The organism is Streptomyces sp. 378 (assembly GCF_030124145.1).
Lineage (GTDB): Bacteria > Actinomycetota > Actinomycetes > Streptomycetales > Streptomycetaceae > Streptomyces.
Genome location: NZ_JASKMS010000026.1, coordinates 1 through 23,588 on the forward strand (window position 1 = coordinate 1; position 23,588 = coordinate 23,588).

Consider the following 23,588-nt stretch of genomic DNA (forward strand, 5'->3'; position numbering starts at 1 on the left):
CAGGGGGGACCCCCAGAGCACGCACCGAACGCCGCTCCTTCTCCCACGGAGATCCATCAGAAGCGGCCTAGTGCCGCGGCGGGCGCCTTCCGCCGGACCCTCCCCGGGTCCTCCGCCGCTGCTGTCGCTGCTCGCGCCACGACCGGTAGTGGTCGAGCAGCGTCTCCTCGATCGGGCGGTAGGTGAGCCCTAGTTCCTCGACGCTTCTGTGGTTGTCGACGCGGAAGCGGATGCCGAGGTGCTTGCGGATGTAGTCCTGGCTGAGGCCGAAGGCCGGTCCCAGGACGCGGACGGGCCAGTGCGGGAGGGCGGTGCGGGGGAGGCGGAGGTTCCCGGGGTGGTGCGTGCGCAGGATCGTCGACATCTGGTGGAACGACGTCATCTCCTGTGCCGCGACGAGGTAACGCCCGTGTGCCTCGGGTCGTTCCGCCGCCGCGATGTGGGCCGCCGCCACGTCCCGTACGTCGGCCGTCGTGAAGCTGAAATCGGGGGCGCCGTAGAAGAAGTAGCCCTTGAACAGCTCGTCCAGGAGGAACAGGCTGCCGGAGTCCGAGGCGGGGGTGAGCGAAGGGCCCAGGATCAGGCCGGGGTTGACGGAGACCATGCTCCAGCGGTCCTGCGCGGCCGCCGCGTCCCAGGCCGCCCGTTCCGCCACGGTCTTGGCGTGGTGGTACGGGTTGTTCTCCACCGTGCTCGTGGTGTTGAAGTACTTCTCCGACAGGATCCGGTCGTCCATCCGCAGGACGTCGGCATAGTCGCCGAAGATCGCACCCACCGTGGAGGTGAGGACGAGCCGCTCGACGGTCTCCGTGCGGTCGATGCCGGCGAGCACGTTGCGCGTGCCGTGGAGCGCCGGTTCCAGCATGTCCCGGCGGCCGTCCTTGATCTTCTCCGGCATCAGGAAGGGCGAGGCCACGTGGAAGACCACGGAGCAGCCCTTCATCGCCTCGTCGAAGGAGCCGTCCGCGAGCAGATCCGCCTCGAAGAGGTCGAGGCGGCCGGGGTGCTCGTCCCGCATCGCCCGCAGCGGCTCCAGCTTCGCGACGTTCGCCGTGCTGCGCACGGTGGTGTGCACCCGGTAGCCGCGCTCCAGCAACTGCCGTACCAGATGGGCTGCGACAAAGCCGCTGCCACCGGTCACCAGGACCGTCCTGCCGGCCGGGTTGTCGCTCACGTGCGCACTCCTCGGAGGATGAACTCGGGATCTGCCATGATCCCATCATGGCCCGCCCCATCCCAACCACCCTGCACCTGGGGGGAGTTCGGGCACGTCCGCCGCGAGGGCACGACTGAAGGAGGTCGATGCCTTCCCGGGCCGCGGGCGGGCGGGAGGCCGGACGCGGACGCCGACTCCCCACCCGCTACCCGGCTGGGACAACGCCGCGCTCCTCGACGCTGTCGAGCGGAACCTGGAGACGAGGAAGCGCTGGAGGCCGCGGATGGTGTTGGGGCCGACGTCGCCGTCGACGGTTCCGGCGTTGTGTTCGTACAGGAGTGACGCGGTCGGCGCCGCCGCTACCGCCGGGCGTTCAGTGAACCGGTGACGCCGGTTGTGAGGGTTTTGTCAGGCTCTGGTCAGCCTTGCCGACCATCAGGACTGGCTGACCGCCAGCTCAGGCGAGACAGGCCGCCCGCACCCGACCGAGAACGGGGGAGCATGCCGCGCGTCGCGGCAGGGCGAATGCCGCCTGCCGCGGCACTGGCGCAGCACACCAGGCCGCTGCGACCCTCACTCGCCGTCGCTCTCCCAGTCCACCGTCACGACGATCTTGCCGCGGGTCCGGCCCTCCTGGTTCAGCCGGTGCGCGTCCGCCGCCCGCTCCAGGGGAAACGTCTCGTCGACGTACACGCTCACCACGCCCTGCTCCGCCAGGTCGGCCACCCGCCGGAGGTCCTCCGCGTCGGGGCGGACGAAGTAGTAGCGGCCGCCGTAGGTCACCACGTCGTTGTCGGCGATGGAGACCAGGCGGCCCTCGGGGGCCAGCAGATTCGCGGATACCTTCAGCGCGTCGCCGCCGACGGTGTCGAACACCGCGTCCACGCCCTCCGGGGCCAGTCCGCGCACCCGCTCGCCCAGGCCTTCGCCGTACGCCACCGGCTCGGCTCCCAGACCCCGCACGAAGTCGTGGTTGGACTCGCTCGCCGTACCGATCACCCGGGCACCCAGATGGACGCCCAGTTGCACGGCGATCGAGCCGACACCGCCTGCCGCGGCGTGCACCAGGACGGTCTCGCCCCGCTTCACCTCCAGCAGTTTCGTGAGCACCTGAAACGCGGTGAGCCCGACCAGCGGGAGCCCGGCCGCCTCCTCGAAGGAGAGGTTGCGCGGCTTGCGCGCGAGGGTGCGCAGGGGTGCGGCCACGTACTCGGCGAAGGTGCCACGGGAGAGGAAGTCCTCGCGCACGTACCCGATGACCTCGTCCCCGACGTCGAACTCCGAGACGGCCACGCCGGGCCGTACGACGACGCCCGAGACGTCCCAGCCGGGCACCACGGGGAAGACGGGGGCGAGGATCCCGTCGAGGTATCCCTCGCGGGCCTTCCAGTCGACGGGGTTCACGGCCGCCGCCCGGACCTTGACCAGCACCGCGTCGGGGCCGACCTTCGGGTCACGGACCTCCCCGAACGCCAGCACCTCGGGACCGCCGTACCGTGAGTAGCTGATGGCCTTCATGGCTTTGACCTTCCGGTGTCGTCGCGGGGCGCGCAAGCCGGATGGCCTGAACGAACCGGCCGAAACCTCCCCGGCCGCCTCCCGGGACGAGCGGTCGGCCTATCGTGGGTCCGATCACGTTTCGGCCCCGCTCTGGACGACATACCGACCGGTCGGCATCATGAGTCGGGAACTGTTCACCTGCCCGTAGGAGCGACGCATGAGCCCCGACCATCCGCCCGGACTGGATCTCGACCGGCTGCGCGGCCTGCTCGACCGCGAGCGGCCCGGCCTGGTGAACGGCCCGCTGTCCGGCCGGCTGATCGAGGGCGGACGGTCGAACCTCACCTACGCGGTCTCCGACGGCACCTCCCGGTGGGTCGTGCGCCGGCCTCCGCTCGGCCATGTCCTGGCCACCGCGCACGACATGAAGCGCGAGCACCGGGTGATCAGCGCGCTGCACCCGACGGCCGTGCCCGTGCCGGAGCCGGTGCTGCTGTGCGAGGACGAGGAGGTGCTCGGCTCGCCGTTCTACGTCATGGAGTTCGTCGACGGCACCCCCTACCGCACCGCCGACCAGCTGACCCCGCTCGGCCCCGAGCGGACCCGGGGCGCGGTGCTGAACCTCGTCGACACGCTGGTGGAGCTGCACGCGGTCGACCCGGGCGGGGTGGGCCTGGCGGACTTCGGCCGGCCCGAGGGCTTCCTCGACCGGCAGCTGCGGCGCTGGGGCAAGCAGCTGGACGCCTCCCGCAACCGCGACCTGGACGGCATCGACGAGCTGCACGCCGCCCTCGGCCGTGAGCTGCCCCACTCCCCCGCCGCGGCCGTCGTGCACGGCGACTACCGGCTGGACAACGTGCTGATCGGGGAGGACGACTCCATCCGGGCGATCCTCGACTGGGAGATGTCGACGCTCGGCGACCCGCTCACCGACCTCGGCCTGCTGGTCATGTACAGCATGCCGCTGGGCATGCCCGACTCCCCCGTCTCCACGACCGCCGAGGCCCCCGGGCACCCGGCGCCGTCGGAACTCATCGAGCGGTACGCCGCGCGCTCGGGGCGCGACGTCTCCGCGGTCTCCTGGTACACGGCGTTCGCCTGGTTCAAGCTCGCCGTGATCCTCGAGGGCATCCACTACCGCTACACGCTGGGCCAGACGGTCGGCCGCGGCTTCGACCGCATCGGCGACCTCGTCCCCGTCTTCGTCCGGCACGGACTGACCACGCTCCACGAAGGCCTCCAGGAGGGCTGATCCACATGGACTTCGCTTTCGACGCGCGCACCGAAGAGCTGCGCGCCAAACTCCTCGCCTTCATGGACGAGTACGTCTACCCGGCCGAGGCCGTCGCGCACGAGCAGCGCGAGCGGCTCGGCTCGCCGTGGGAGACCGTGCCCGTGGTCGAGGAGCTCAAGGCCGAGGCCCGCAGGCAGGGCCTGTGGAACCTGTTCCTGCCGGACTCCGAGTACGGGGCCGGGCTCACCAACCTCCAGTACGCTCCGCTCGCCGAGATCATGGGCCGCTCCCCGCAGCTCGCGCCGACGGTGACGAACTGCGCGGCGCCCGACACCGGGAACATGGAGGTGCTCACCCAGTTCGGCGACGAGCGGCAGCGCAAGCAGTGGCTGGAGCCGCTGCTGGCCGGTGAGATCCGCTCGGCGTTCGCGATGACCGAGCCGGAGGTGGCCTCCTCCGACGCCACCAACATCACCACGCACATCGAGCGGGACGGCGACGAGTACGTCATCACCGGCCGCAAGTGGTACATCTCCGGGGCGATGCACCCCGACTGCACCCTCTTCATCGTGATGGGCAAGACCGACCCGGACGGCGAGGACATCCGCCGTCAGCAGTCGATGGTGCTGGTGCCGCGCGACACCCCGGGCGTCACCATCGAGCGCGCCATGCAGGTGTTCGGGTACGAGGACCACTACCACGGCGGTCACGCCGAAGTGATCTTCGACCACGCGCGCGTGCCGGTCTCCAACCTGGTCGGCGAGGAGGGCGGCGGCTTCGCCATCGCTCAGGCGCGACTGGGTCCCGGACGGATCCACCACTGCATGCGGCTCATCGGCATGGCGGAACGGGCCATCGAGCTGATGTGCGAGCGGGCCGTGGCCCGGACCGCGTTCGGGAAGGCACTGGCGCAGCAGGGTGTGGTGCACAACTGGATCGCCGACGCGCGGGTCACGGTGGAGCAGTTGCGGCTGCTGGTGCTGAAGACCGCGTGGCTGATGGACACGGTCGGGAACCGGGGCGCGCACACCGAGATCCAGTCCATCAAGATCGCCACGCCTCGGGCGGTGGTGGACATCCTCGACCGGGCCATCCAGTTGCACGGCGCGGGTGGAGTGAGCCAGGACTTCCCGCTGGCGGAGCTGTACGCCGGTGCGCGGACGCTGATGATCGCGGACGGACCTGACGAGGTGCATCAGCGGTCGCTGGCCCGGCGGGAGCTGAAGCGGTACATGTGACGCGGCGGGGCGGTGGGGGGCTCTCCCCGCCGCCCCTTGTCGTGGAGGGGCGGGCCGGGCCGCCCCGGCTGCGGACGGGATGTGAAACTTCGCACGGTCTCGTGACCGGCCGACGGGGTAGGCAGCCGTTTTCGGGCGCGTCGTGCCCCGGGTCGGTTCCCCGCGGGGCCGGGAACCGACCCGGTTGGTTGCACCAGCCACCCGGATTGCGGGACGGTGCTTCGAGAGCAGCCCTCTTCCGTCGTCGCAAAAGTGAGGTGTGGGTCACGCGTAGGGGCCCGTACATGACTTCTTCCCCGGCCGGGCTCCGCACCGGCGCTGCGAGCACGGTGAGCGTCGCTGGGCCGGATCACGGTCGCCTGCGTGGACCAGGAGTGGCACGCCCTGCCGGCGCGCCTGGTGTCCGAGACGCTGCGGCTGCGCGGCTGGCAGGTGGACTACCCGGGGGCGCAGGTTCCCACCGCCCACCTGATCGGCCACGTCCACCGCACCGGGCCGGACGTGGTGTGCCTGTCCAGTTCGCTGCCCACCCGTCTGCCGCTCGCGCACAGCGCGATCACCGCCGTCCAGGCCGCCGGGACCCCGGTCATGGCCGGTGGTCTCGCCTTCGGTGCCGACGGCCGCTACGCCCGTCTCCTGGGCGCCGACGCGTGGGCGCCCGACGCCCGCACCGCGGCGGACCGGCTCGCGGAAGGTCCGCCGGCCCGGCCGGTGCCCGCCCACCGGGCGATCGACGATCTGCCGCATCTGGGCGACCAGGAGTACACGCTGGTCGCCAAGTCCGCCACGCGGCTGGTGCGGGACACCTTCCGGCGTCTCGAGCAGCACGTCCCCGCGATGCGCGACTACAGCGACGAGCAGCGCGAGCGCACCGCCGAGGACATCGCCCACATCGTCGGTTTCCTGACCGCCGCCCTGTACGTCGACGCGGACGACGTCCTCACCGGCTTCCTCGGCTGGACCGCCGAGGTCCTCGCGGCCCGCCGGGTCCCGGCGCGCTCGCTGTTGCCGTGCCTGGGCCTGCTGGAGAAGCAGCTGCACGACTTCCCCCGCGCCCGACGGATCCTCGCCGCCGGGCGCGCCGCGCTCGTCTCCTTGCCCGCCCTTACGGACGCAGCGCGCGAAGCAGCAGGTCGGCCAGGTGGTCCGCGACCTCCTGGGGGCTGAGCGGGCCGTCCGGGCGGTACCACGTCGACAGGTGGTGGACCGAGCCGAAGTGGTAGTCGACCACCAGATCCGCCGGGGTCGCCCGGGAGAAGACGCCCGCTTCCTGGCCCTCCTCCACGAGCGCGCGGAAGCGCTCGTGGTAGCGGCGGCGCTCGGCGCGGACCTGCTTGTTCTTCTCGGGGCCGAGGTGGTGCATCGAACGCCAGAAGATCATCGCGTCGTCGAGGTTGTCGATGGTGGTCACCACGACGTCCGCGGCGGCGGCCCGCAGCCGCTTCTCCACCGGCTCGTCGGCACCCGCCACGGCGTCCAGCCGCTCCTGCTGGATGCGCAGCACGCGCGCGTACACCTCGTGCAGCAGGTCGTCCTTGGAACCGAAGTAGTGGTACAGCGCCCCCTTGGTGACGCCGGCCGCCTCGACGATCTCCTGCACCGAGGTGCGGTCGTAGCCCTGCTCGGCGAAGAGCCGGGTGGCGGCGGCCAGGAGCCGCTGAGGCACGGGCGTGCCGTCCGAGTCCGTGGTCCTGGGCACTGCCGCCACCTGCCTTTCCGTTCTGCTGTCAATTGCCTTGCGTACGGGAACGAAGTTCCCGACGGAGGATCTTCCCACTGGCCGTCTTGGGCAAGTCCGGCAGGATCTCCACGTGGCGCGGATATTTGTAGGCGGCCAGTCTCTCCTTGCAGTAGGCGGCGAGTGCATCGGGGTCCGTGTCGGCGTCCGGACGCAGGCTGATGTAGGCCTTGACGGTCTCGCCGCGGTATCCGTCGGGCACTCCGACGACGGCGGCCTCGCGCACGGCCGGGTGGGTGTAGAGGACGTCCTCGACCTCGCGGGGCCACACCTTGAAGCCGGACGCGTTGATCATGTCCTTCTTGCGGTCGACGACGTAGAGCCAGCCCTCCTCGTCCATGAAGCCGATGTCGCCGGTGCGCAGTTCGGCGCCGGGGAAGGTCTCGGCGGTGGCGTCGGGGCGGCGCCAGTAGCCGGGCACGACCTGCGGGCCGCGGACGACGATCTCGCCCTGCTCGCCGAACGGCACTTCCCGGCCGGCGTCGTCGACGATCCGTACGACCGTGTCGGGGCCGGGCAGTCCCACGGCGAGGGTCCCGGACACCGGGTCGACCGGCGCCTCCAGGCCCGGCGGCACGGAGGCGCAGGGCGCGGTGCACTCCGTCAGTCCGTAGCCGTTGCGAAGGTACGGTCCGAAGCCGGCCCGGAACTTCTCCACCAGGGCGGGCGGCAGGGGGGCGCCGCCGGAGGAGATCACCCGGAAGGAGGAGAAGTGGTCGCGGGTGACGGAGGGGTGGGCGGCGAGCGCCATGAAGGCGGTGGACGGGCCGACCGTGTAGTGCGGGCGGTGCTCGGCGAACGCGTCCAGCACCACGCCCGGCTCGAAACGGTAGGCCAGCACGAGCGTGCCGCCGCTGTTCAGGCAGGCGCCGAACTGGCACACCATGCCGGTGATGTGGAAGAGCGGTGCCAGCGCGAAGTAGACCGGCCGCTCGGGCAGCCCGAGGCCGGTCCGCTGCCGCTCGGCGTTGTACATGATGTTGCCGTGCGTGTTGGTGGCGCCCTTGGGCGTGCCGCTCGTGCCCGAGGTGTAGCTGATCAGCGCGACCCCGGAGGCCTCGGGGTCCCGGTCGGCGGGCGGCTCGTGCCCGGCCCGGGCGACGGTCACCAGGTCGTCGGCGTCCGGGGCCTTCGCGAGCCGCTCGAAGCCGAGCACCCGCGCGTCGCCGCGGCTCTGGAAGTCCAGCTCGCATCCGGTGAGCACGATCCGCACCGGCGAGTCCGCCGCCGTCTCGCGCAGATACGACTCCCAGGCCCGGTCCGAGCAGATCAGCGCGGCGACCTCGCCGTCCCGCAGGACGTGGGACACCTCGCCCGACTTGTACATCGGGTTGACGGGCACGACGACCGCGCCCGCCTTCCACGCGCCCAGCACGGCGAGGACGAAGTGCGGGGAGTTCTGCAGCAGCACCGCGACCCGGTCGCCGTGCCGCAGACCGCGCGCGGCGAGATGCCCGGCGACGGAGTCGCTGAGCTCGTCGACCTCGCGGTAGGTCAGCCGGCCGTCGAAGTAGGCCAGGAAGTCGCCGTCGGGTGTCTCGGCCACGGCCCGGCGCAGGGCGTGCACGAGGGAGGCGGCCGGGCTGATCGCGCCCTTCTGGGCGTCGCTGAGCAGGTCGAGCCAGGGCTTGGCCGCGTAGCGGGACTCGGTCACCGGTTCCCCTCCCACTGCTGCTGGATGCGGTTCATGCCGGACAGCCACCGGTCGGGGTCACCGGCCCGGGCCTGGTGGTAGGCGGTGACCTCGGGGTGCGGCAGGATCAGGAAGCGGTCCTGTTCGATGCCCTCGATCAGGGCGTCCGCCACGGCCTCCGGCTCGATCGCGGTCGGCTGGAGCACCAGGTCGCCCGCGCTGCCGGTGGCGGCCAGCATGTCGGTGCGCACGCCCTGGGGGCAGATGGCGTGGACTTTCACCCCCCGGTGCCGGTACGTCAGCGACAGCCACTCGGCGAAGGCGAGCGCGCCGTGCTTGGTGACGGCGTAGGGGGCGGCCCCGATCATGGTGAGCAGCCCGGCGGCGGACACGGTGGAGACGAAGCGCCCGCTGCCGCGCTCCAGCCAGTCGGGCAGCAGTTCCTGCGCGGCCCGCACATGAGCCATGACGTTGACGTCCCAGGACAGGGCCCACGCCTTCTCGTCCAGCGGCTGCCCGGGCTCGATGCCGTCGGCGGCGACACCGGCGTTGGCGCAGTAGACGTCGACGGTCCCGCCGAGTGCGTCGCGGGCGTCGCGGGCGATCGCCGAGGCGTCGCCGGGCACGGCGATGCCGCCGATGTCGGCCGCGACCTGCTTGGCCCGCTCGGCGTCGAGGTCGTTGACGACGACCCGGGCCCCTTCGGCCGCGAACCGTCGGGCCAGCGCGGCCCCGATTCCGCCGCCGGCCCCCGTGACAACGACTCCGGCCTCTTGAAAGGCTCCCACCATCGGTCTCCTCAGTCGCGGCTCTGCAATGGCGTCAGACTAACCGGTCGGTATGTGCGGCGGAAGAGGTGCGAAACGCCCCTTGGGGGCGCGGGGAACCGCGCAACAAGCCACAGGCCCGGCAGCCTCCCCACGGCCCGCGCGAGCGCATACCGTGCCCATGCCGACGTCCCCGCTCAAGGAGGTCACCGCATGCGCCCTTCCAGACGAGCCGTCATCACCACCGCCACGGCGGCAGCCGTGTCGGCCACGTCCACCGCGGACGCCGCCCAACGCCACAGACACCTCCGCACCGGCTTCGAACGACTCGCCCACGCAGGTTACGCGCCACTCGAAGGCCAGAAGGTCGGCATCGTCACCAACCCCACCGGCATCACGCGCGACGCCCGCCACATCGTCGACGTCATGCACGCGGACACCCGAGTCGATCTGAGGGCCGTCTTCGGCCCCGAGCACGGCTTCCGCGGCACCGCCCAGGCCGGCGGCTCCGAGGGCCGCTACGACGACCCGGCGACCGGTCTGCCCGTCTACGACACGTACCTCAAGAGCGGCCGGCCGCTCGCCGACGTCTTCACCGCGTCCGGGGTCGACACGGTCGTCTTCGACATCCAGGACGTCGGCGCGCGCTTCTACACGTACATCTGGACCCTGTACGACTGCATGGAGGCCGCCGGGCTCGCGGGCAAGCGGTTCGTGGTGCTGGACCGGCCGAACCCGGTGACCGGCCGGGCGGCCCTCGGGCCGGTGCTGCACAAGGAGTTCGCCACGTTCGTCGGGCGGCAGCCCATCGCCCAGGCCCACGGGATGACCGTCGCCGAGCTGGCGCGGCTGTTCAACGCGGAGTTCCTCACCGAGCCCGTGCCACTGGAGACCGTGACGATGTCGGGCTGGAAGCGGTCGGACTTCCACGACGCCTCCGGGCTGCCCTGGGTGCCCCCGAGCCCGAACATGCCGACGCCCGAGACGGCCCTGGTCTACTCGGGGACGTGCCTGTTCGAGGGCACGAACCTGTCGGAGGGACGCGGCACCACCCGCCCGTTCGAGTTGCTGGGCGCGGAGGGCATCGACCGGCGCTGGGCGGCGGCGGCGAACGCACTCGCGCTGCCCGGAGTGCGCTTGAGGGAGGCGTACTTCGCGCCCACCTTCTCGAAATTCCAGGGCCGGACGATCGGCGGTGTCCAGCTCCATGTGCACGACCGGGCCGCCTTCGACCCCGTCCGCACGGGGATCGCCCTGCTCGTGACCGCCCAGCGGGTCTGGAGCGGCTTCGCCTGGCGCCCGGACCACTGGATCGACAAGCTCACCGGCTCCACGCGCGTCCGCACGATGATCGACGCCGGTGCGGACACCGACGAGGTGGTGGCCGGATGGCAGGAGGATCTGGCGGCGTTCCGCAGGACGCGGCGGAAGTACCTCCTCTACCGCTGAGCACCGATGCGCCCGTGACGTATGGCCAAGCTCCCCCGTTGGCAGGACGATGCGCCCACACCGTGGCGTCACCCGGGGACCAGGGGGCCTGTCATGGCGGATCCGGCGATGAGTGTGACTCCCTACTGGGAGCTGGCCTTCGACGCGGACGGGGACCCCGCGGGCCGCCGGCGCGACCGGCTGCTCGCCGGCGTGACCGAGCGGGGCGTGCGCGATCTGATCGTCTTCGCGCACGGCTGGAACAACGACCGCTCGGGCGCGACCCGCCTGTACGACCGCTTCTTCGCGCCCGTCCCGCGGCTGGCCCCGGCCGCCCGGGTGGGATACGTCGGAGTGCTGTGGCCCTCCATGCGGTTCTCCGACGAGCCGGTCCCGGACTTCCCGCGGGCCGTGACGGCCGATCCGCCCAGACGCCCGGTGCTGGACAAGGACACGCGGCACGCGCTGCTGGAGACCTTCCCGGGCCGGGCGATCCTGGTCGACCAGATCGCCCGGCTGCTGGAGCAGCAGCCGCCCGAGGAGGCCGAACTGGAGGAGTTCGGGCGGCTGGTGCGGACGCTGGTGGAGGTGGTGGCGCCCGGGCCGCAGGCGCTGTTCGCGGCGGACACGGTGGCGGAGGGCGTGCCGCAGAGCGCCCCGCGGATGTTCGCCGGGTCGTCGGCGGCGGTCTGCGAGGAGTTCGCGCGGGCGCTGGCGGAACTGGAGGCGCCCGGGGCGCAGCAGGGGTTCAGGATCCCCAACCCCTGGGACGGTGCACACGAACTGCTGCGGCAGGCGACGTACTACGCGATGAAGCGGCGCGCGGGGACCGTCGGCGAGCGGGGTCTGGGCCGGGTCGTCGGCCTGCTCGCGAAGGCGGCGCCTGGAGTGCGCGTACACCTCGTCGGGCACAGTTTCGGAGCGCGGCTGGTCTCGTTCGCGCTGCGGGGCCTCCCCGAGGGCGTGCGCACGGTGAAGTCGGTGACGCTGCTCCAAGGGGCTTTCTCGCACTACGCGTTCGCGGCCCGGCTGCCGCACGACGCGCGGGCCGGAGGGGTACTCCAGGGTCAGCAGAACCGCGTCGACGGGCCCCTGGTGTGCTGCCACTCCCGGCACGACGCGGCCCTCGGCACGCTGTATCCGCTGGCGTCCCGGATGGCGGGCGACAGCCGGTCGGCCGTCGAGCTGGACCTGGGGCGGGCCCTGGGCGCCAAGTGGGGCGCCATGGGCTACGGCGGGGTGCGCGCGGTGCCGGGCACGCGCGCGTACACCCTCGCCGAGGCCCTGGAGGGGACACTGCCCGCTTCGGGGTGCGTGAACGTCGACGCGGCGGCGGTGGTCAGACGCGGTGGCCCGCCGGCAGGTGCGCACAGCGACATCCTGCACCCGGAACTGGCCCGGCTGGTGCTGGCGGCGGGCCGCGTCCGCTGACCCGCCGCCGCGTGGTGCGTCACCGGTGTGAGGTGAACTCCACGACCTGCTGGTAGGTCGGCCGGTTCTGCCAGCCGATCTTGCCGTGCTTGATGCCGCCGAGGGTGCGGTGGTTGATCGAGTCGGCACACCACTGGTCGCCCGCCGCGCACACGTCGTCGCCGGGGTAGACCTGGGCGGCGGTCTTGCCGGCCGCCTCCTTGAGGGTGCCGACCAGGGTGTCCCGGCAGGCCTCGAGGTTTCCGCCGCCGCAGTACTTCCGGGCCAGGGGGCCCTTGACCTGCTCACCGAGCACCGCGCGGAGGTCCTTGTCGACGTAGCTCCACCAGCCGTACTGGAAGGAGCTTCCCGCGTGCGAGCCGGTCGGGCCGTGCGCGGCCGACGGGGACTCGTCGACGGGGAGGTTGGCGGTGAAGGCCCTGTACAGCTCGCTGCCCAGGCCCGGTTCGAACGCGGCCTCGACCAGCAGCGGCCACCAGGCGTCCAGGATGCGGATCGCGTCGGCGTCGGCGTACTTCTTCGAGCCGGCGGCGGTCTCCGTGCGTTGGGCACCGTTCGCCAGCCACGTCTGGAGCTTGGTCACGGCGGCCGCCGCGGCGGGGTCGGTGACCGGCGAGCTGTTGACCACCTTCAGCAGCCTGGGCAGGACGTCCTCCGCCCGTAGATCGGCGAGGCCCGCGTCGGCCATGGCCTGCACCAGGGCGGCCCGGGTCACCCCGCCCCGCTGGACCAGCTTCTTCACCCGGTCCTCCAGGAGGTTGCCGCGGTGCACGGAGCCGTTGCCCCAGGGCGCGGTCGTGTAGTCGCGGGCCTGCTTGTTGTTCCAGGAGATGTAGTAGTCCTGGTCGGTGGACTGGGGGTGGGCGGAGGCCGGGGTGTAGTCGGCCGTGTTGGTCTCCGGCTGCCAGCCGCGCCACTCGTACGCGGGTCGTGCCCACGCGGGGAACTCGGCGTCGACGCCGGTCGCCCGCACGGGGTTGTCGCCGCTGTTGTAGTACGCGGTGTGCTCGGAGTCGGCGTAGAACCAGTTGAAGGTGTAGTTGATGTGCCGCACGGCCTTCTGGAAGGAGTCCGGGCCCTTGACGTAGTCCGGGTCGTTCAGCATCTGGAAGCCGATGATGGAGTCGGCCTCGTGCATGAAGGACGAGCGCAGGGTGGTGTAGGCGACGCGCTTGCCGCCGACCGTCGCGCGGTACTCGACGGGGCCGTACTTCGTGCGCCAGACGCGCATGGTGTACGAGCCGGCCGGGGTGCCGTCGGCGACCGTGGGCTTCCAGGCGTTCTTCTGCTCGATCTTCTCCATCGGCGTGCAGGTGCCGCGGTACAGGTAGTGGTAGTCGTCCTGGCACAGCTCGACGGCGTAGGAGTCGATGATGTCCTGGCCGGACGTCGTGGCGCTCCACGCGTAGTCCTGGCCGCGGCCGAGCTCGACGTACATGCTCAGGCCCGCGAAGGAGGCGCCGCGAGCGCTGATGCCGGGACCCTGGATCTCCTGGAGCAGGAGCAGTTGGGGGGCGAAGTAGCCGGTCTGCGGGCCGAACACGGCGACGGGGTGGCCGCTCGCGGTGTGCTCGCCGCTGACCACGAGGGCGTTGGACATGCCGCGCTTGGCCGAGGAGAGGGCGGCCTTCGCCGCTTCGCCGGACGCGCCGGTCGCACGGGCCGTGGTGGCGCTGCCGGTGCGGTCGTACACGAGCGGTTCCGCCGTCACCGAGCCGGCGTCGGGCAGGGCGGCGCCCTGTGCCCGGTCGGGCTTGCCGCCGTACGGGAAGCTGCCGTCGTGCTGGGTGAGGACGGCCTCCGGGTCGTTGCGCATCCGGAAGGACTCCCAGACCTTGGTGCCCTCGGTGACGCCGTACTTCTCCTGGGCGGCCAGCAGCGAGAGGGCGTTGTTCACCTCGCCACCGCCGCCGGAGCCGAACAGCGCGCCGATGACGGAGGCCAGCGCGACCAGGTCGGTGATCTTGAAGTGTTCGATGGTCCCTGCGTTGGTGACTGAGTCCTTGTGCCCGGTGAGCACGTACTCACCGGGGAAGAAGCGCCCACGGTCGGAGGCGTCGATGTAGGAGTTGATGCCGTCGAGGTAGGCCTTGACGTCGGCGAGAGCCTGCTGTCCGCGGTCGCCGTTGCCGGCGACGGCGTTGTCGATCTGCGCCTGCAGGTCGGCCTCGCTGTACGGGGCGTGCCTCCAGAACTGCTGTTCCAGGCCCTGGTTGGAGGGCGCACCGCCCGCGAAGGAGGTCAGCTGACCACGCCCGACGTGCCGGAAGACGTCCATCAGCCACAGCCGGTCCTGGGCTGCCGCGTAGCCGGCGCCGAACTCCGTGCCGTACCGGGTGGTACCGGTGATGTGCGGCACACCGGTCTTCTTGTCCCGGACGATCGTCACATCGCCGCGTCCGGCGGGCCGGACGGTGGAGGCGACCTGGTCGGCGGGAACCCCGAAGGAGGCGTCGTTGAAGAAGGTGTTGATCTTGTCGTTGGTGAGGCCGGGGTAGCCCTTGGCCAGGCCCGCGTAGGGCCCGAGCTGGTCCTCGGCGTGTTCGGGCTGAGTGCCGAAGGCCTGGTTCAGGAGGATCTGGGCGAGGGTGGCGTTGCCGTTCTGGCCGGGCGGGAGGATGTCCGAACACTGATGGCCGCAGTGGTCGTTCGCCGCGACCGTGACCTGCGCGGCAGCTGTTTCCGAGGCGGCAGCCGGGGCAAGCGGCGACAAAAGACCTGCGATCAGGGCGCATACCGATGCTGTCTTCAGGAACCCGGGGATTCCGCTGGGAGTTCTCATTCTGTCGAGAACGGTGCGTGGGGCGTGCCGTGGCATGGGGGGCTCCTCCCGACGGGGGTGGGCCGGATGTTACCGCCGGTATCCCCCGGCTTGAAGATGAACAGGCGTCACTTTTCGGAGACAGCACAACAGGCACACGGACCACGGCAGTCGACATGCGAGCCCCTCCGGGCGGCTTATGGAGGCCATTTGAAATCGGATGGAGCCGATTCGCTTGTCGATACGTCTATTCGGCGACGTCCTTACGACGACGCCGAAGTGACCGGATTTACAGGTGCAGGTGTGACGGAGGTGCAGGACGATGGCCGGTTTCCGGAGTCTGGCGAGACAGGTCCGCGATCCGCGGTGCGATCTGGCCTTGCGGCGCTATTCGCTGCGCAAGTGCCTTGAGCGGTTCGCCCCTTACGGACACAGGGCGACCTGGGACCATCTGTGCTCCCGGGCGGGGTTCGGGCCCGAGGACCGCTCCCCCGATCCGGTGCGGCTCGTGGCCGCACTGGACGAACTGGAGGAGGCGCGGGCGGTCTGGCTGGCCTACGAGGTCGGGTTCGCCGAGCGCCGCAAGAAGGAGAAGCACGACGGACTGCGCAGGCCGGGCAGTGTGGACGACTGGCACCGGCTGACCTGGGGCGGTTTCGGCGTGGCGTGGTGCGACGATCCGGCGGTCCACCCCCGTGAACCGCTGGCCGAGGTGCTGCGCCGGCTCATCGCCGCGCTGGAGCGCGAGCCCGGCTCGGCATGCCCGGTGTGCGGTGGGGAACAACTCGTCTGGAGGTACGACCTGGACCACGAACCCTCGTCCGGACCGGTCTGCACGGACTGCGGAATCCTGGTGCCGCGCCCCGTGCTCACGCCCGAGTCCCTGGCGTACGCCCGGCGGGCGAGGCTGTTGGTGTCGGCTTGACGGATGCGGGTGCGCGGGGGGTGCGCCGGGGATGCCGCACCCCCACTGTCGGTGGCGACCGGCACCATCGACGACATGACGCAGGTGTGCCTGAACGGTTCGCGGACGGCCGCCGACGGTGTGGCCGTGCCGCTGACACCCGAGTCGATGGCCGACTCGGCTGCCGAGGCCGTCGCCGCCGGGGCGACGGACATCCACGTCCACCCCAAGACGCCTTGCGGGAGTGACACATTGTCGCCGCGGGTGCTCGCGCCGACGCTGTCGGCGATCCGGGCGCGGGTGCCGGTGCCGGTCGGCGTGACCACGGGTGCGTGGGCGGAGCCCGACCCCGCCGCCCGGCTGGAGCGGATACGCGCGTGGACGGTGCTGCCCGACCACGCCTCGGTCAACTGGCACGAGCCGGGGGCGGAGGAGACGGCCGCCCTGCTCATGGAGCGCGGGGTCGGCGTGGAGGCCGGCATCTGGTCCGGGACCGACGGGGCGGAGCGGTTCGCGGCCTCACCGCTCGGGCCGAAGGTGCTGAGGGTCCTGGCGGAGGTGACGGACACGGACCCGCTGAGCGCCGTCTCCCGTGCGCGGGCCCTGCTGTCCGCCATCGGGGCCGCGCACGGACGTCCGGTCCTGCTGCACGGCGAGGACGGGGGCGCCTGGCCGGTGCTGCGGCTCGCGGGCCGGCTGGGCCTGGCCACGCGGGTGGGACTGGAGGACGTCCTGTATCTGCCGGGGGGCGAACGGGCGCCGTCCAACGCGCGGTTGGTCGCGGCCGGGCTGGCGGAGTACCGGGCGGGCCGGGCGGACGCTAGCCGCGACCGCCCCGGTCGACCATCAGGCGGGACCCGGTGAGGCGTTCGCCGAAGACGTCGTCCGGGTTGGACAGGACGCAGGTGTCGAGGGAGAGACAGCCGCAGCCGATGCAGTCGGCGAGGTGGTCCCGCAGGCGGTTCAGCTGCTTGATGCGCTCCTCCAGTTCGGCGCGCCAGGTCTCGGACAGGTGGGCCCAGTCCTCCCGGGTGGGCGTGCGCTCCTCGGGGAGCTCCGCGAGCGCGTCGCGGATCGTCGCCAGCGGAATGCCGACGCGTTGCGCGGCCCGGATGAAGGCGACCCGGCGCAGCGTGTCACGGGAGTAGCGGCGCTGGTTGCCGGCGGTCCGGCGGCTGCTGATCAGGCCCTTGGACTCGTAGAAGTGCAGGGCGGACACGGCGGCGCCGCTCCGCGCCGCGAGCTGGCCGACCGTGAGCTCATGGATCTTCTCTGGAATCTGAGGCACCCGTCGAACCCTACCGAGTCCGTTGACACAGCCCCCACGGCCGACCATGCTAAGCAGTCGCTTAGATATATGAGCGCGCAGACCCCCTGCACACGAGAGGCCTGGAAGACATGGCAGAGCCGAGGATCTTCACGTCCGTCGACGACCTGAAGTCGGCGGTGGGCGAACAACTGGGGTACACGGACTGGCTGGACATCGACCAGAAGCGGATCGACCTGTTCGCGGAGGCCACCGGTGACCACCAGTGGATCCACGTCGACCCGGAGAAGGCCGCCGCGGGTCCCTTCGGCACCACCATCGCGCACGGCTATCTGACCCTGTCGCTGCTGCCCCTCTTCGGGCCGCAGCTGATCGCCGTCGAAGGCGTGAAGATGGGCGTCAACTACGGCACGAACAAGGTGCGTTTCCCCGCCCCGGTCCCGGTCGGCTCCCGACTGCGCGCCACCGCGGCGATCAGCGCGGTCGAGGAGGTGCCCGGCGGCGTCCAGGTGGCCGTCGCCTTCAGCGTCGAACGCGAGGGCGGCGACAAGCCGGTCTGCGTCGCCGAGTCCGTGGCGCGCTACTACCTCTGAGACCCGGCCTCCGGTCCCTGGCCCCGGGCGCCGACCATGCGCAGCACGAGATCGGCGTACAGTGCGCCGACCTCGTCCGGCGTCCGGGGCCCGTCGACGTTGAACCACCGTGCCACGTCGATGCAGAGCGACAGCACTGCCAGCGTCGTGCCGTGCACGTCGATGACCTCGAACTCGCCGGACCGCGCGCCCTCCTCGATGATCCCGCGCACCTCGCCGTCGACCTGGCGCCGCAGCGCGAGGATCTCGGCCCGGGCATCGGCGCCGAGCGAGTCGAGTTCGTACTGCACGACCCGCGCGGTGGTACGGCCGCCCGCGTGCCAGCGCACGAAGGAACTCACCGCGTCGGCGAGCCGCTCGGTGGCACTGCCCTCGCGCCGGGACGCCGTCCGCAGGATCTCCAGGGCCTTCTCGTGCCCGATCCTGCTGATGCGGTGCAGCAGCTCTTCCTTGGTCTTGTAGTGGATGTAGAGCGCGGCCGGGCTCATCCCCGCCCGGCCCGCGATGTCACGGGTCGTCGTGGCGTGATAGCCACGCTCGGCGAAGGCCTCCACCGCGGCGACCAGCAGCCGCCGCGCCGCGTCGGGCGTGACCTCGCCCCACGCCTGCGCCTCGCCGTCGGCCGTCTCCTCCGCCGTACTCATCACTCGCCCCTCTCCACTGGCAGGAGCAACACCATACCGCCGAAGGTGAGCGGGCGCTTAGTGCGGCTGATCCGTGCTCTCGGTGGCTGCTCAGTGCTTTGTGCGCCGCCCTCCGCGGTCGGCGGCAACCATGCCTCGGCGAAAGGCTGTGCGTCCCGTACAGCGGCGATTACATGGGCCATCGGCGGCAGTGTTTCGAAGCTCAGTGCTTTTCGAAGGGGGCGTACGAGGGGGTCGCCCCCTCCTGCCGGTCCCGGATCACCTTGGCCAGGGTGAAGGACGAGGTGACCAGGTACAGGACGGCGATGGCGAGGAAGCCCCGCACCCAGGCGTCGGCGCTCAGCTGGTAGATGCCGACGGCGGTGGCCGCCATGGCGACGGCGAAGGAGGCGACGGCCTGACCGTAGAAGGCGGCCGTGTTCTGCTGCTTGCCCGGTGTGTCACTCATGAGGGAAAGCATCGGCGGACGTGGCCCGTGCCACATCCGCCGACGTACTCAGATGCGTACTCAGAACGCGGAGACCCCCGTGAGCGCCCGTCCGATGACCAGCTTCTGGATCTGGCTCGTGCCCTCGTAGAGGGTCATGACGCGGGCGTCCCGCAGCAGCTTGCCCGCCGGGTACTCGTCGATGTAGCCGTAGCCCCCGAAGACCTGGAGCGCGTTGTTCGCGGCGCGAACGGCGGCCTCCGAGGCGAACAGCTTGGCCTTGGACGACTCGACGGCGAACGGCCGCCCCCGGTCGATCAGATCGGCGACCCGCCAGGTCAGCAGCCGGGCGGCGTCGACGTCCAGGGCGATGTCGCTGAGCAGTTCCTGGACGAGCTGGTGGTGGGCGATGGTCTTGCCGAACTGCTCGCGCTCCCCCGCGTACCGCACGGCGGCGTCGAGGGCGGCCTGGGCTATGCCGACGCAGCCCGCGGCGACCGACATCCGGCCCTTGGCGAGAGCCGACATCGCGATCGAGAAGCCCTTGCCCTCCTCCCCGACCAGCGCGGAGGCCGGTACACGCACATCCTCCAGGGCGAGTTCGGCGGTGGCCTGGCCGCGCAGCCCGAGCTTGCCGTCGACGGTGCGGCGGGTCAGGCCCGGCGTGGCGGTGGGGACGAGGAAGGCGGAGACGCCCTTGTGGCCGGGGGCGTCCGTGGAGCGGGCGAAGAGCAGGACGACGTCGGCCCAGGTGCCGTTGGTGATGAACATCTTGCTGCCGTTGATGACGTAGTCGTCGCCGTCCCGCACCGCCCGGGTCGTGAGGCTGCCCGCGTCCGAGCCCGTGCCCGGCTCGGTCAGGCCGAAGCAGCCGACCGACGCGCCGGAGGTCAGCCCCGGCAGCCAGCGCCGCTTCTGCTCCTCGCTCCCCCAGGCGGCGACGGTCTTGGCGACGAGCCCGAGGGAGACCGAGACGATGCCGCGCACGGACGAGTCGCCCCGGCCCAGCTCCTCCGTGACCAGGCAGTAGGCGAGGTGGTCACCGCCGGAGCCGCCGTACTCCTCGTCGATCGTCAGGCCCAGGAAGCCGACCTCGCCGAGCTTCTTCACGATCGCCCGGTCGACCTCCTCGGCACGGTCCCAGGCGACGACGTGCGGGGTGATCTCGCGCTCCACGAAGTCCCGCGCGAGCTGCCGGACCGCGCTCTGCTCCTCGCTGAGCTCCAGATTCACCACAGGTCACCTCATTGAAAGCCGTACAATTAAATTAGCACTGCTAGTTTCTCTGCGCAGCCCTACTATGTGCGCCATGGCCCGACCGCGCAAGCCCTTGCTCAGCACCGACCGGATCGTCGAGACGGCCCGGGCGCTCGTCGACGCGGAGGGCCTGGCCGCCGTCTCCACGCGGCGGCTCGCCGCCGAACTCGGGGTCAGCGGACCGTCGCTGTACAACCACTTCCGCACCAAGGACGAGATCCTGGAGGCGGTCGCCGACTCGGTGAGCGGCCAGGTGGACCTGTCGATGTTCCAGGACGGCCGGGACTGGCGGACCGCCCTGCACGACTGGGCCGTCTCCTACCGGGCCGCGCTGCGCGACCACCCGAACATCGTCCCGGTGCTGGCCCGCGGCCCCGGCCGCCGCCCGGCCGGACTGCGCCTCGCGGACGCCGTCTACGGCGCGATGGTCGCCGCGGGCTGGCCGCCGGCACAGGCCACCTCCATCGGCGCGCTGATGCGGTACTTCGTGATGGGCTCCGCGCTCGGCTCCTTCGCCGGCGGATTCGTCGACGACGCGAGTGCCTACGACCCCGCCGACTACCCCCACCTCCAGCAGGCCCACCTCCTGGCCGAGCAGCAGGAGAAAATCGACGAGCGCGCCTTCGAGACGGGGCTGAGGGCCCTGCTGGACGGCCTGGCGCGGCAGTACGAGCAGGTCCGGCCGACCGCGTAGGAGCCGGGCGGGACAGTTCGGCGGATGCCGAAGAGTCCGTGTTCCATGCTGATGGCATGACGACGAGGGACCCGCAGGCCACCGCCCTGGCACGGCTCGCCGCGCTGTTCGCGGACGAGACCCGGGCCGCGTGCCTGCTGGCGCTGCTGGACGGGCGGGCCTGGACCGCGAGCGAGCTGGCGCGGCACGCGGGTGTCGCCGCCTCGACCCTGAGCGAGCACCTGGGCAGGCTCGTCGCGGGCGGACTGCTCGCCGAGGAACGGCAGGGCCGGCACCGGTACGTCCGGCTGGCCGACGCCCGCGTCGCCCACCTCGTGGAGGACCTGGCCGCCCAGGTCGCGCCGTCCGCGGCCGTACGGCCGCGGAACCTGCGGGAGTCGAGCGCCGGCTCGGCGATGGCCCGGGGCCGGACCTGCTACGACCATCTCGCCGGGCGGCTCGGCATCGCCGTCACCGACGCGCTGACGGCGCGCGGGCTGCTGGAGCAGGAGACCGGCTTCGCGCTCACCGACGCGGGGCTGGCGTGGTTCGCGGCGGCCGGCATCGGCCTGGAAGGGCGGGGCCGACGCCCCCTGGCGCGGGCCTGCCTCGACTGGACCGAACGCCGCCCGCATCTCGCGGGCGTCGCGGGCGCGGCCCTGTGCCGGCACGCCCTGCACACCGGGTGGTGCGTGCGCATCGGCTCGGAGCGGGCCGTGAAGGTCACGGCGGCCGGTGAACGCGCCCTCTTCGATCTGCTGGGGGTACGAGCGGCGGCCCTGCGGTAGCCGCGCCCGACTCCCACCCGACTCGGCACGGCACCCGGCCCGACCGGGGCACGGCACGCCGTCGGACTCGGCACAGTGCCCCGCCCGGGGCACGGCACCCCACCCGACTTGGCACAGTGCCCCGTCGGACTCGGCACAGTGCCCCGCCCGGGGCACGGCACCCCACCCGACTTGGCACAGTGCCCCGTCGGACTCGGCACAGTGCCCCGCCCGGGGCACGGCACCCCACCCGACTTGGCACAGTGCCCCGTCGGACTCGGCACAGTGCCCCGCCCGGGGCACGGCACCCCACCCGACTTGGCACAGTGCCCCGTCGGACTCGGCACAGTGCCCCGCCCGGGGCACGGCACCCCACCCGACTTGGCACAGTGCCCCGTCGGACTCGGCACAGGGCCCCGCCGGAACCGGCCCAGTGCCCCGTGGGAACCGGCTACGGCGCCGCGTCCGACCCGGCACGACACCCCGTCCGACCCCGCACAGCGCCCCACTATGCCTGGCGGGCGTGGCGGTGTCCCGGTCGCGCTCGCGGTCGGCGGCCCGGGCCGGGGTTCCGGGAGCGGTGGTGGAACCCCGGCCCGAGCAGACCCCGGACTCAGCTCGCTGACTCGGCCTCCGCGCGGGCCTCGTTCGCGGTCTCCGGCTCCGCGGCGCGCGCCCGGTCCGCGAGGATCTTGATCGACACCAGGGCGATCACCGAGAGCCCGATGATGTAGCCGGAGACGGCCATCGAGGTGCCCGTCGCCTCCAGCAGCAGCACCATCACGAAGGGCGCGAGCCCACCGCCCGCGACGGCCGCGATCTGGTAGCCGAGGGAGGCGCCGGTGTAACGCATCTCGGGCGTGAACAGCTCGGCGAAGAGGGCGGCCTGGGGGCCGTACATGATGCTGAGGAAGCAGCTGGCGACGAACGTGCCGACCGCGAGCCACAGCAGCGAGCGGGTGTCGATCAGCAGGAAGAGCGGCACCGCCCACAGCGCGATGCCGACCGCGCCGAGGGTGTAGACCCGGAGGCGGCCGACGCGGTCGGACAGCGCGGCGGCTGCGGGGATCAGCACGAGCTGCGTGAGGCTGACGCAGAGGGAGACGGTGAGCACGGCGCCCTTGTCCATGTCCAGCTCTCGGGTCGTGTAGTCGAGGACGCCGGTGATGAGGATGTAGAAGGTGGCGGTGTTCACGGCGAAGGAACCACCGGCCAGGAACACCGTGCCCAGGTGGCCGCGCAGGATCGTGCGCAGCGGCGAGTTCTTCTCGGACTTCTCCTTCTCGGAGAGCGCCCGCTCGGCCTCCCGGAACGCCGGGGTCTCCTCGACGCGCGTGTGGATGTACCAGGCGAGGGCGAGGACCAGCAGACCGATCAGGAACGGCACGCGCCAGCCCCAGGACGCGAACGCCGCGTCGCTGGTGAACGCACCGGCCAGCAGGAAGACGGTGTTGGCGGTGACCACGCCGATGGGGACGCCGAGCTGCACGACGCTGCCGTAGACACCGCGCTTGCCCTCCGGGGCGTACTCGGTGGCCAGGAGCATCGCGCCGCCCCACTGGGCGCCGACGGCCACGCCCTGGGCGACACGCAGCAGGACGAGCAGGATCGGGGCCGCCACACCGATCGTCTCGTACGTGGGCAGCAGACCGATGCCGGTGGTGGCCACGCCCATCAGCGTGAGCGCCAGGACCAGCATCGGCTTGCGGCCGCGCTGGTCGCCGAGGTGTCCGGCGACGATGCCGCCGATGGGGCGGGCGAGGAAGCCGACGGCGAAGGTCGCGAACGAGGCGAGGACGCCGGCCGTGGCGTTGCCGGAGGGGAAGTAGAGGTCGCCCAGCACGAGGGCGGCGGCGATGCCGAAGACGAAGTAGTCGTACCACTCGACGGCCGAGGCGAGTGCCGCGGCGGTGGCCACCCGGCGGCGATTGCCGACGGCGGGAGTGTTCGTGGCGGGCTGAGCGGAAGGGGCCGAATCCATGTGGTGCACGCTCCGGGGGGTGCGGGGACGGAACGGGGGGTGGCGCGGGTTCCGGGGAACGTACTGACCGGACGGTATGTGCGTCAACGGGTCGTGCACCAGGACTTTTGCCTGTACTTGGCATCGACCACGGAGCTCGACCACGGGGCCGGACATGCCGAAGGCCCCGGCCTCGCGAGGAGGCCGGGG

General features: G+C 71.8%; 20 protein-coding genes and 1 pseudogene. 10 read left to right on the top strand and 11 right to left on the bottom strand.

The window, feature by feature from the left end; translation table 11 throughout:
- Window positions 1-67 precede the first annotated feature (67 nt).
- Complete coding sequence (locus QNO09_RS28790; protein WP_283973176.1) at window positions 68-1,174, bottom strand: NAD-dependent epimerase/dehydratase family protein; 1,107 nt, start codon at window positions 1,172-1,174, stop codon at window positions 68-70.
- A gap of 555 nt (window positions 1,175-1,729) precedes the next feature.
- On the bottom strand, window positions 1,730-2,674 hold the full coding sequence (locus tag QNO09_RS28795) for an NADP-dependent oxidoreductase (protein WP_283973177.1): 945 nt from the start codon (window positions 2,672-2,674) through the stop codon (window positions 1,730-1,732).
- A 199-nt stretch (window positions 2,675-2,873) separates the two neighbouring features.
- Between QNO09_RS28795 and QNO09_RS28800 the strand changes: the two genes are divergently transcribed.
- From QNO09_RS28800 to QNO09_RS28810, 3 genes and pseudogenes are all read left to right on the top strand, one after another.
- Window positions 2,874-3,908 carry a phosphotransferase family protein gene (locus QNO09_RS28800; RefSeq protein ID WP_283973178.1) on the top strand — a complete coding sequence of 345 codons (1,035 nt, stop codon included), beginning with the start codon at window positions 2,874-2,876 and terminating at the stop codon, window positions 3,906-3,908.
- Window positions 3,909-3,913: 5 nt separating this feature from the next.
- Window positions 3,914-5,128 (top strand): acyl-CoA dehydrogenase family protein, encoded by a 1,215-nt coding sequence (locus QNO09_RS28805; RefSeq protein ID WP_283973179.1) that lies wholly within the window; start codon window positions 3,914-3,916, stop codon window positions 5,126-5,128.
- 342 nt (window positions 5,129-5,470) lie between these two features.
- A pseudogene (locus QNO09_RS28810) lies at window positions 5,471-6,295 on the top strand (cobalamin B12-binding domain-containing protein); the annotation flags it as partial.
- Here the strand turns inward: QNO09_RS28810 and QNO09_RS28815 are convergent.
- Genes QNO09_RS28815 through QNO09_RS28825 form a run of 3 tightly spaced genes read right to left on the bottom strand, consistent with a single transcriptional unit; the run spans window position 6,234 to window position 9,290 of the window.
- Complete coding sequence (locus QNO09_RS28815) at window positions 6,234-6,827, bottom strand: TetR/AcrR family transcriptional regulator (RefSeq protein WP_283973180.1); 594 nt, start codon at window positions 6,825-6,827, stop codon at window positions 6,234-6,236. The pseudogene QNO09_RS28810 and the gene QNO09_RS28815 overlap by 62 nt on opposite strands.
- Before the next feature lie 28 nt (window positions 6,828-6,855).
- Window positions 6,856-8,520, bottom strand: a complete 1,665-nt coding sequence (locus tag QNO09_RS28820; RefSeq protein ID WP_283973181.1) for a class I adenylate-forming enzyme family protein — start codon at window positions 8,518-8,520, stop codon at window positions 6,856-6,858.
- Window positions 8,517-9,290, bottom strand: a complete 774-nt coding sequence (locus QNO09_RS28825) for an SDR family oxidoreductase (protein ID WP_283973182.1) — start codon at window positions 9,288-9,290, stop codon at window positions 8,517-8,519. The genes QNO09_RS28820 and QNO09_RS28825 overlap by 4 nt, the downstream gene beginning before the upstream one ends.
- A 189-nt stretch (window positions 9,291-9,479) precedes the next feature.
- On the opposite strand from QNO09_RS28825, the gene QNO09_RS28830 reads away from it, so the two are divergent.
- Together QNO09_RS28830 and QNO09_RS28835 are read left to right on the top strand one after the other, a co-directional pair.
- Window positions 9,480-10,715 carry an exo-beta-N-acetylmuramidase NamZ family protein gene (locus tag QNO09_RS28830; protein WP_283973183.1) on the top strand — a complete coding sequence of 412 codons (1,236 nt, stop codon included), beginning with the start codon at window positions 9,480-9,482 and terminating at the stop codon, window positions 10,713-10,715.
- A gap of 93 nt (window positions 10,716-10,808) precedes the next feature.
- On the top strand, window positions 10,809-12,125 hold the full coding sequence (locus QNO09_RS28835) for a serine-threonine protein kinase (protein WP_283973184.1): 1,317 nt from the start codon (window positions 10,809-10,811) through the stop codon (window positions 12,123-12,125).
- A 19-nt stretch (window positions 12,126-12,144) separates the two neighbouring features.
- Here the strand turns inward: QNO09_RS28835 and QNO09_RS28840 are convergent, their stop codons facing one another.
- Window positions 12,145-14,943: a penicillin acylase family protein gene (locus QNO09_RS28840; RefSeq protein ID WP_283973185.1), complete on the bottom strand. Its 2,799-nt coding sequence runs from the start codon at window positions 14,941-14,943 to the stop codon at window positions 12,145-12,147.
- 265 nt (window positions 14,944-15,208) lie between these two features.
- On the opposite strand from QNO09_RS28840, the gene QNO09_RS28845 reads away from it, so the two are divergent.
- Window positions 15,209-15,811 (top strand): hypothetical protein, encoded by a 603-nt coding sequence (locus QNO09_RS28845; RefSeq protein ID WP_283973186.1) that lies wholly within the window; start codon window positions 15,209-15,211, stop codon window positions 15,809-15,811.
- Between the two features lie 75 nt (window positions 15,812-15,886).
- On the top strand, window positions 15,887-16,654 hold the full coding sequence (locus tag QNO09_RS28850; protein ID WP_283973187.1) for a 3-keto-5-aminohexanoate cleavage protein: 768 nt from the start codon (window positions 15,887-15,889) through the stop codon (window positions 16,652-16,654).
- On the opposite strand, the gene soxR is transcribed toward QNO09_RS28850, so the two are convergent.
- The gene (gene soxR / locus QNO09_RS28855) at window positions 16,611-17,078 is read right to left on the bottom strand and encodes a redox-sensitive transcriptional activator SoxR (protein ID WP_283973188.1); all 468 of its coding nucleotides are present in this window, start codon (window positions 17,076-17,078) and stop codon (window positions 16,611-16,613) included. The two genes, QNO09_RS28850 and soxR, sit on opposite strands and share 44 nt — an antisense overlap.
- Before the next feature lie 110 nt (window positions 17,079-17,188).
- On the opposite strand from soxR, the gene QNO09_RS28860 reads away from it, so the two are divergent.
- A complete protein-coding gene (locus QNO09_RS28860; RefSeq protein ID WP_033311842.1) occupies window positions 17,189-17,650 on the top strand; it encodes a MaoC family dehydratase in 462 nt (153 codons plus the stop codon).
- On the opposite strand, the gene QNO09_RS28865 is transcribed toward QNO09_RS28860, so the two are convergent.
- The 3 genes from QNO09_RS28865 to QNO09_RS28875 form a co-directional block, all read right to left on the bottom strand.
- The gene (locus tag QNO09_RS28865) at window positions 17,641-18,294 is read right to left on the bottom strand and encodes a TetR/AcrR family transcriptional regulator (protein WP_283973189.1); all 654 of its coding nucleotides are present in this window, start codon (window positions 18,292-18,294) and stop codon (window positions 17,641-17,643) included. The genes QNO09_RS28860 and QNO09_RS28865 overlap by 10 nt on opposite strands.
- Window positions 18,295-18,496: 202 nt before the next feature.
- Entirely contained in the window at window positions 18,497-18,742 is a 246-nt protein-coding gene (locus QNO09_RS28870; RefSeq protein WP_283973190.1) for a YiaA/YiaB family inner membrane protein, read from the bottom strand.
- A 60-nt stretch (window positions 18,743-18,802) separates the two neighbouring features.
- Window positions 18,803-19,954, bottom strand: coding sequence for an acyl-CoA dehydrogenase family protein (locus tag QNO09_RS28875; protein ID WP_283973191.1), 1,152 nt, complete (start codon window positions 19,952-19,954; stop codon window positions 18,803-18,805).
- A 67-nt stretch (window positions 19,955-20,021) separates the two neighbouring features.
- On the opposite strand from QNO09_RS28875, the gene QNO09_RS28880 reads away from it, so the two are divergent.
- Both QNO09_RS28880 and QNO09_RS28885 read left to right on the top strand, forming a co-directional pair.
- Complete coding sequence (locus QNO09_RS28880; RefSeq protein ID WP_283973192.1) at window positions 20,022-20,672, top strand: TetR/AcrR family transcriptional regulator; 651 nt, start codon at window positions 20,022-20,024, stop codon at window positions 20,670-20,672.
- Window positions 20,673-20,728: 56 nt separating this feature from the next.
- Entirely contained in the window at window positions 20,729-21,439 is a 711-nt protein-coding gene (locus QNO09_RS28885; protein ID WP_283973193.1) for an ArsR/SmtB family transcription factor, read from the top strand.
- A 592-nt stretch (window positions 21,440-22,031) separates the two neighbouring features.
- Here QNO09_RS28885 and QNO09_RS28890 read toward each other — a convergent pair.
- On the bottom strand, window positions 22,032-23,399 hold the full coding sequence (locus QNO09_RS28890; RefSeq protein WP_283973194.1) for an MFS transporter: 1,368 nt from the start codon (window positions 23,397-23,399) through the stop codon (window positions 22,032-22,034).
- Window positions 23,400-23,588: the final 189 nt, after the last annotated feature.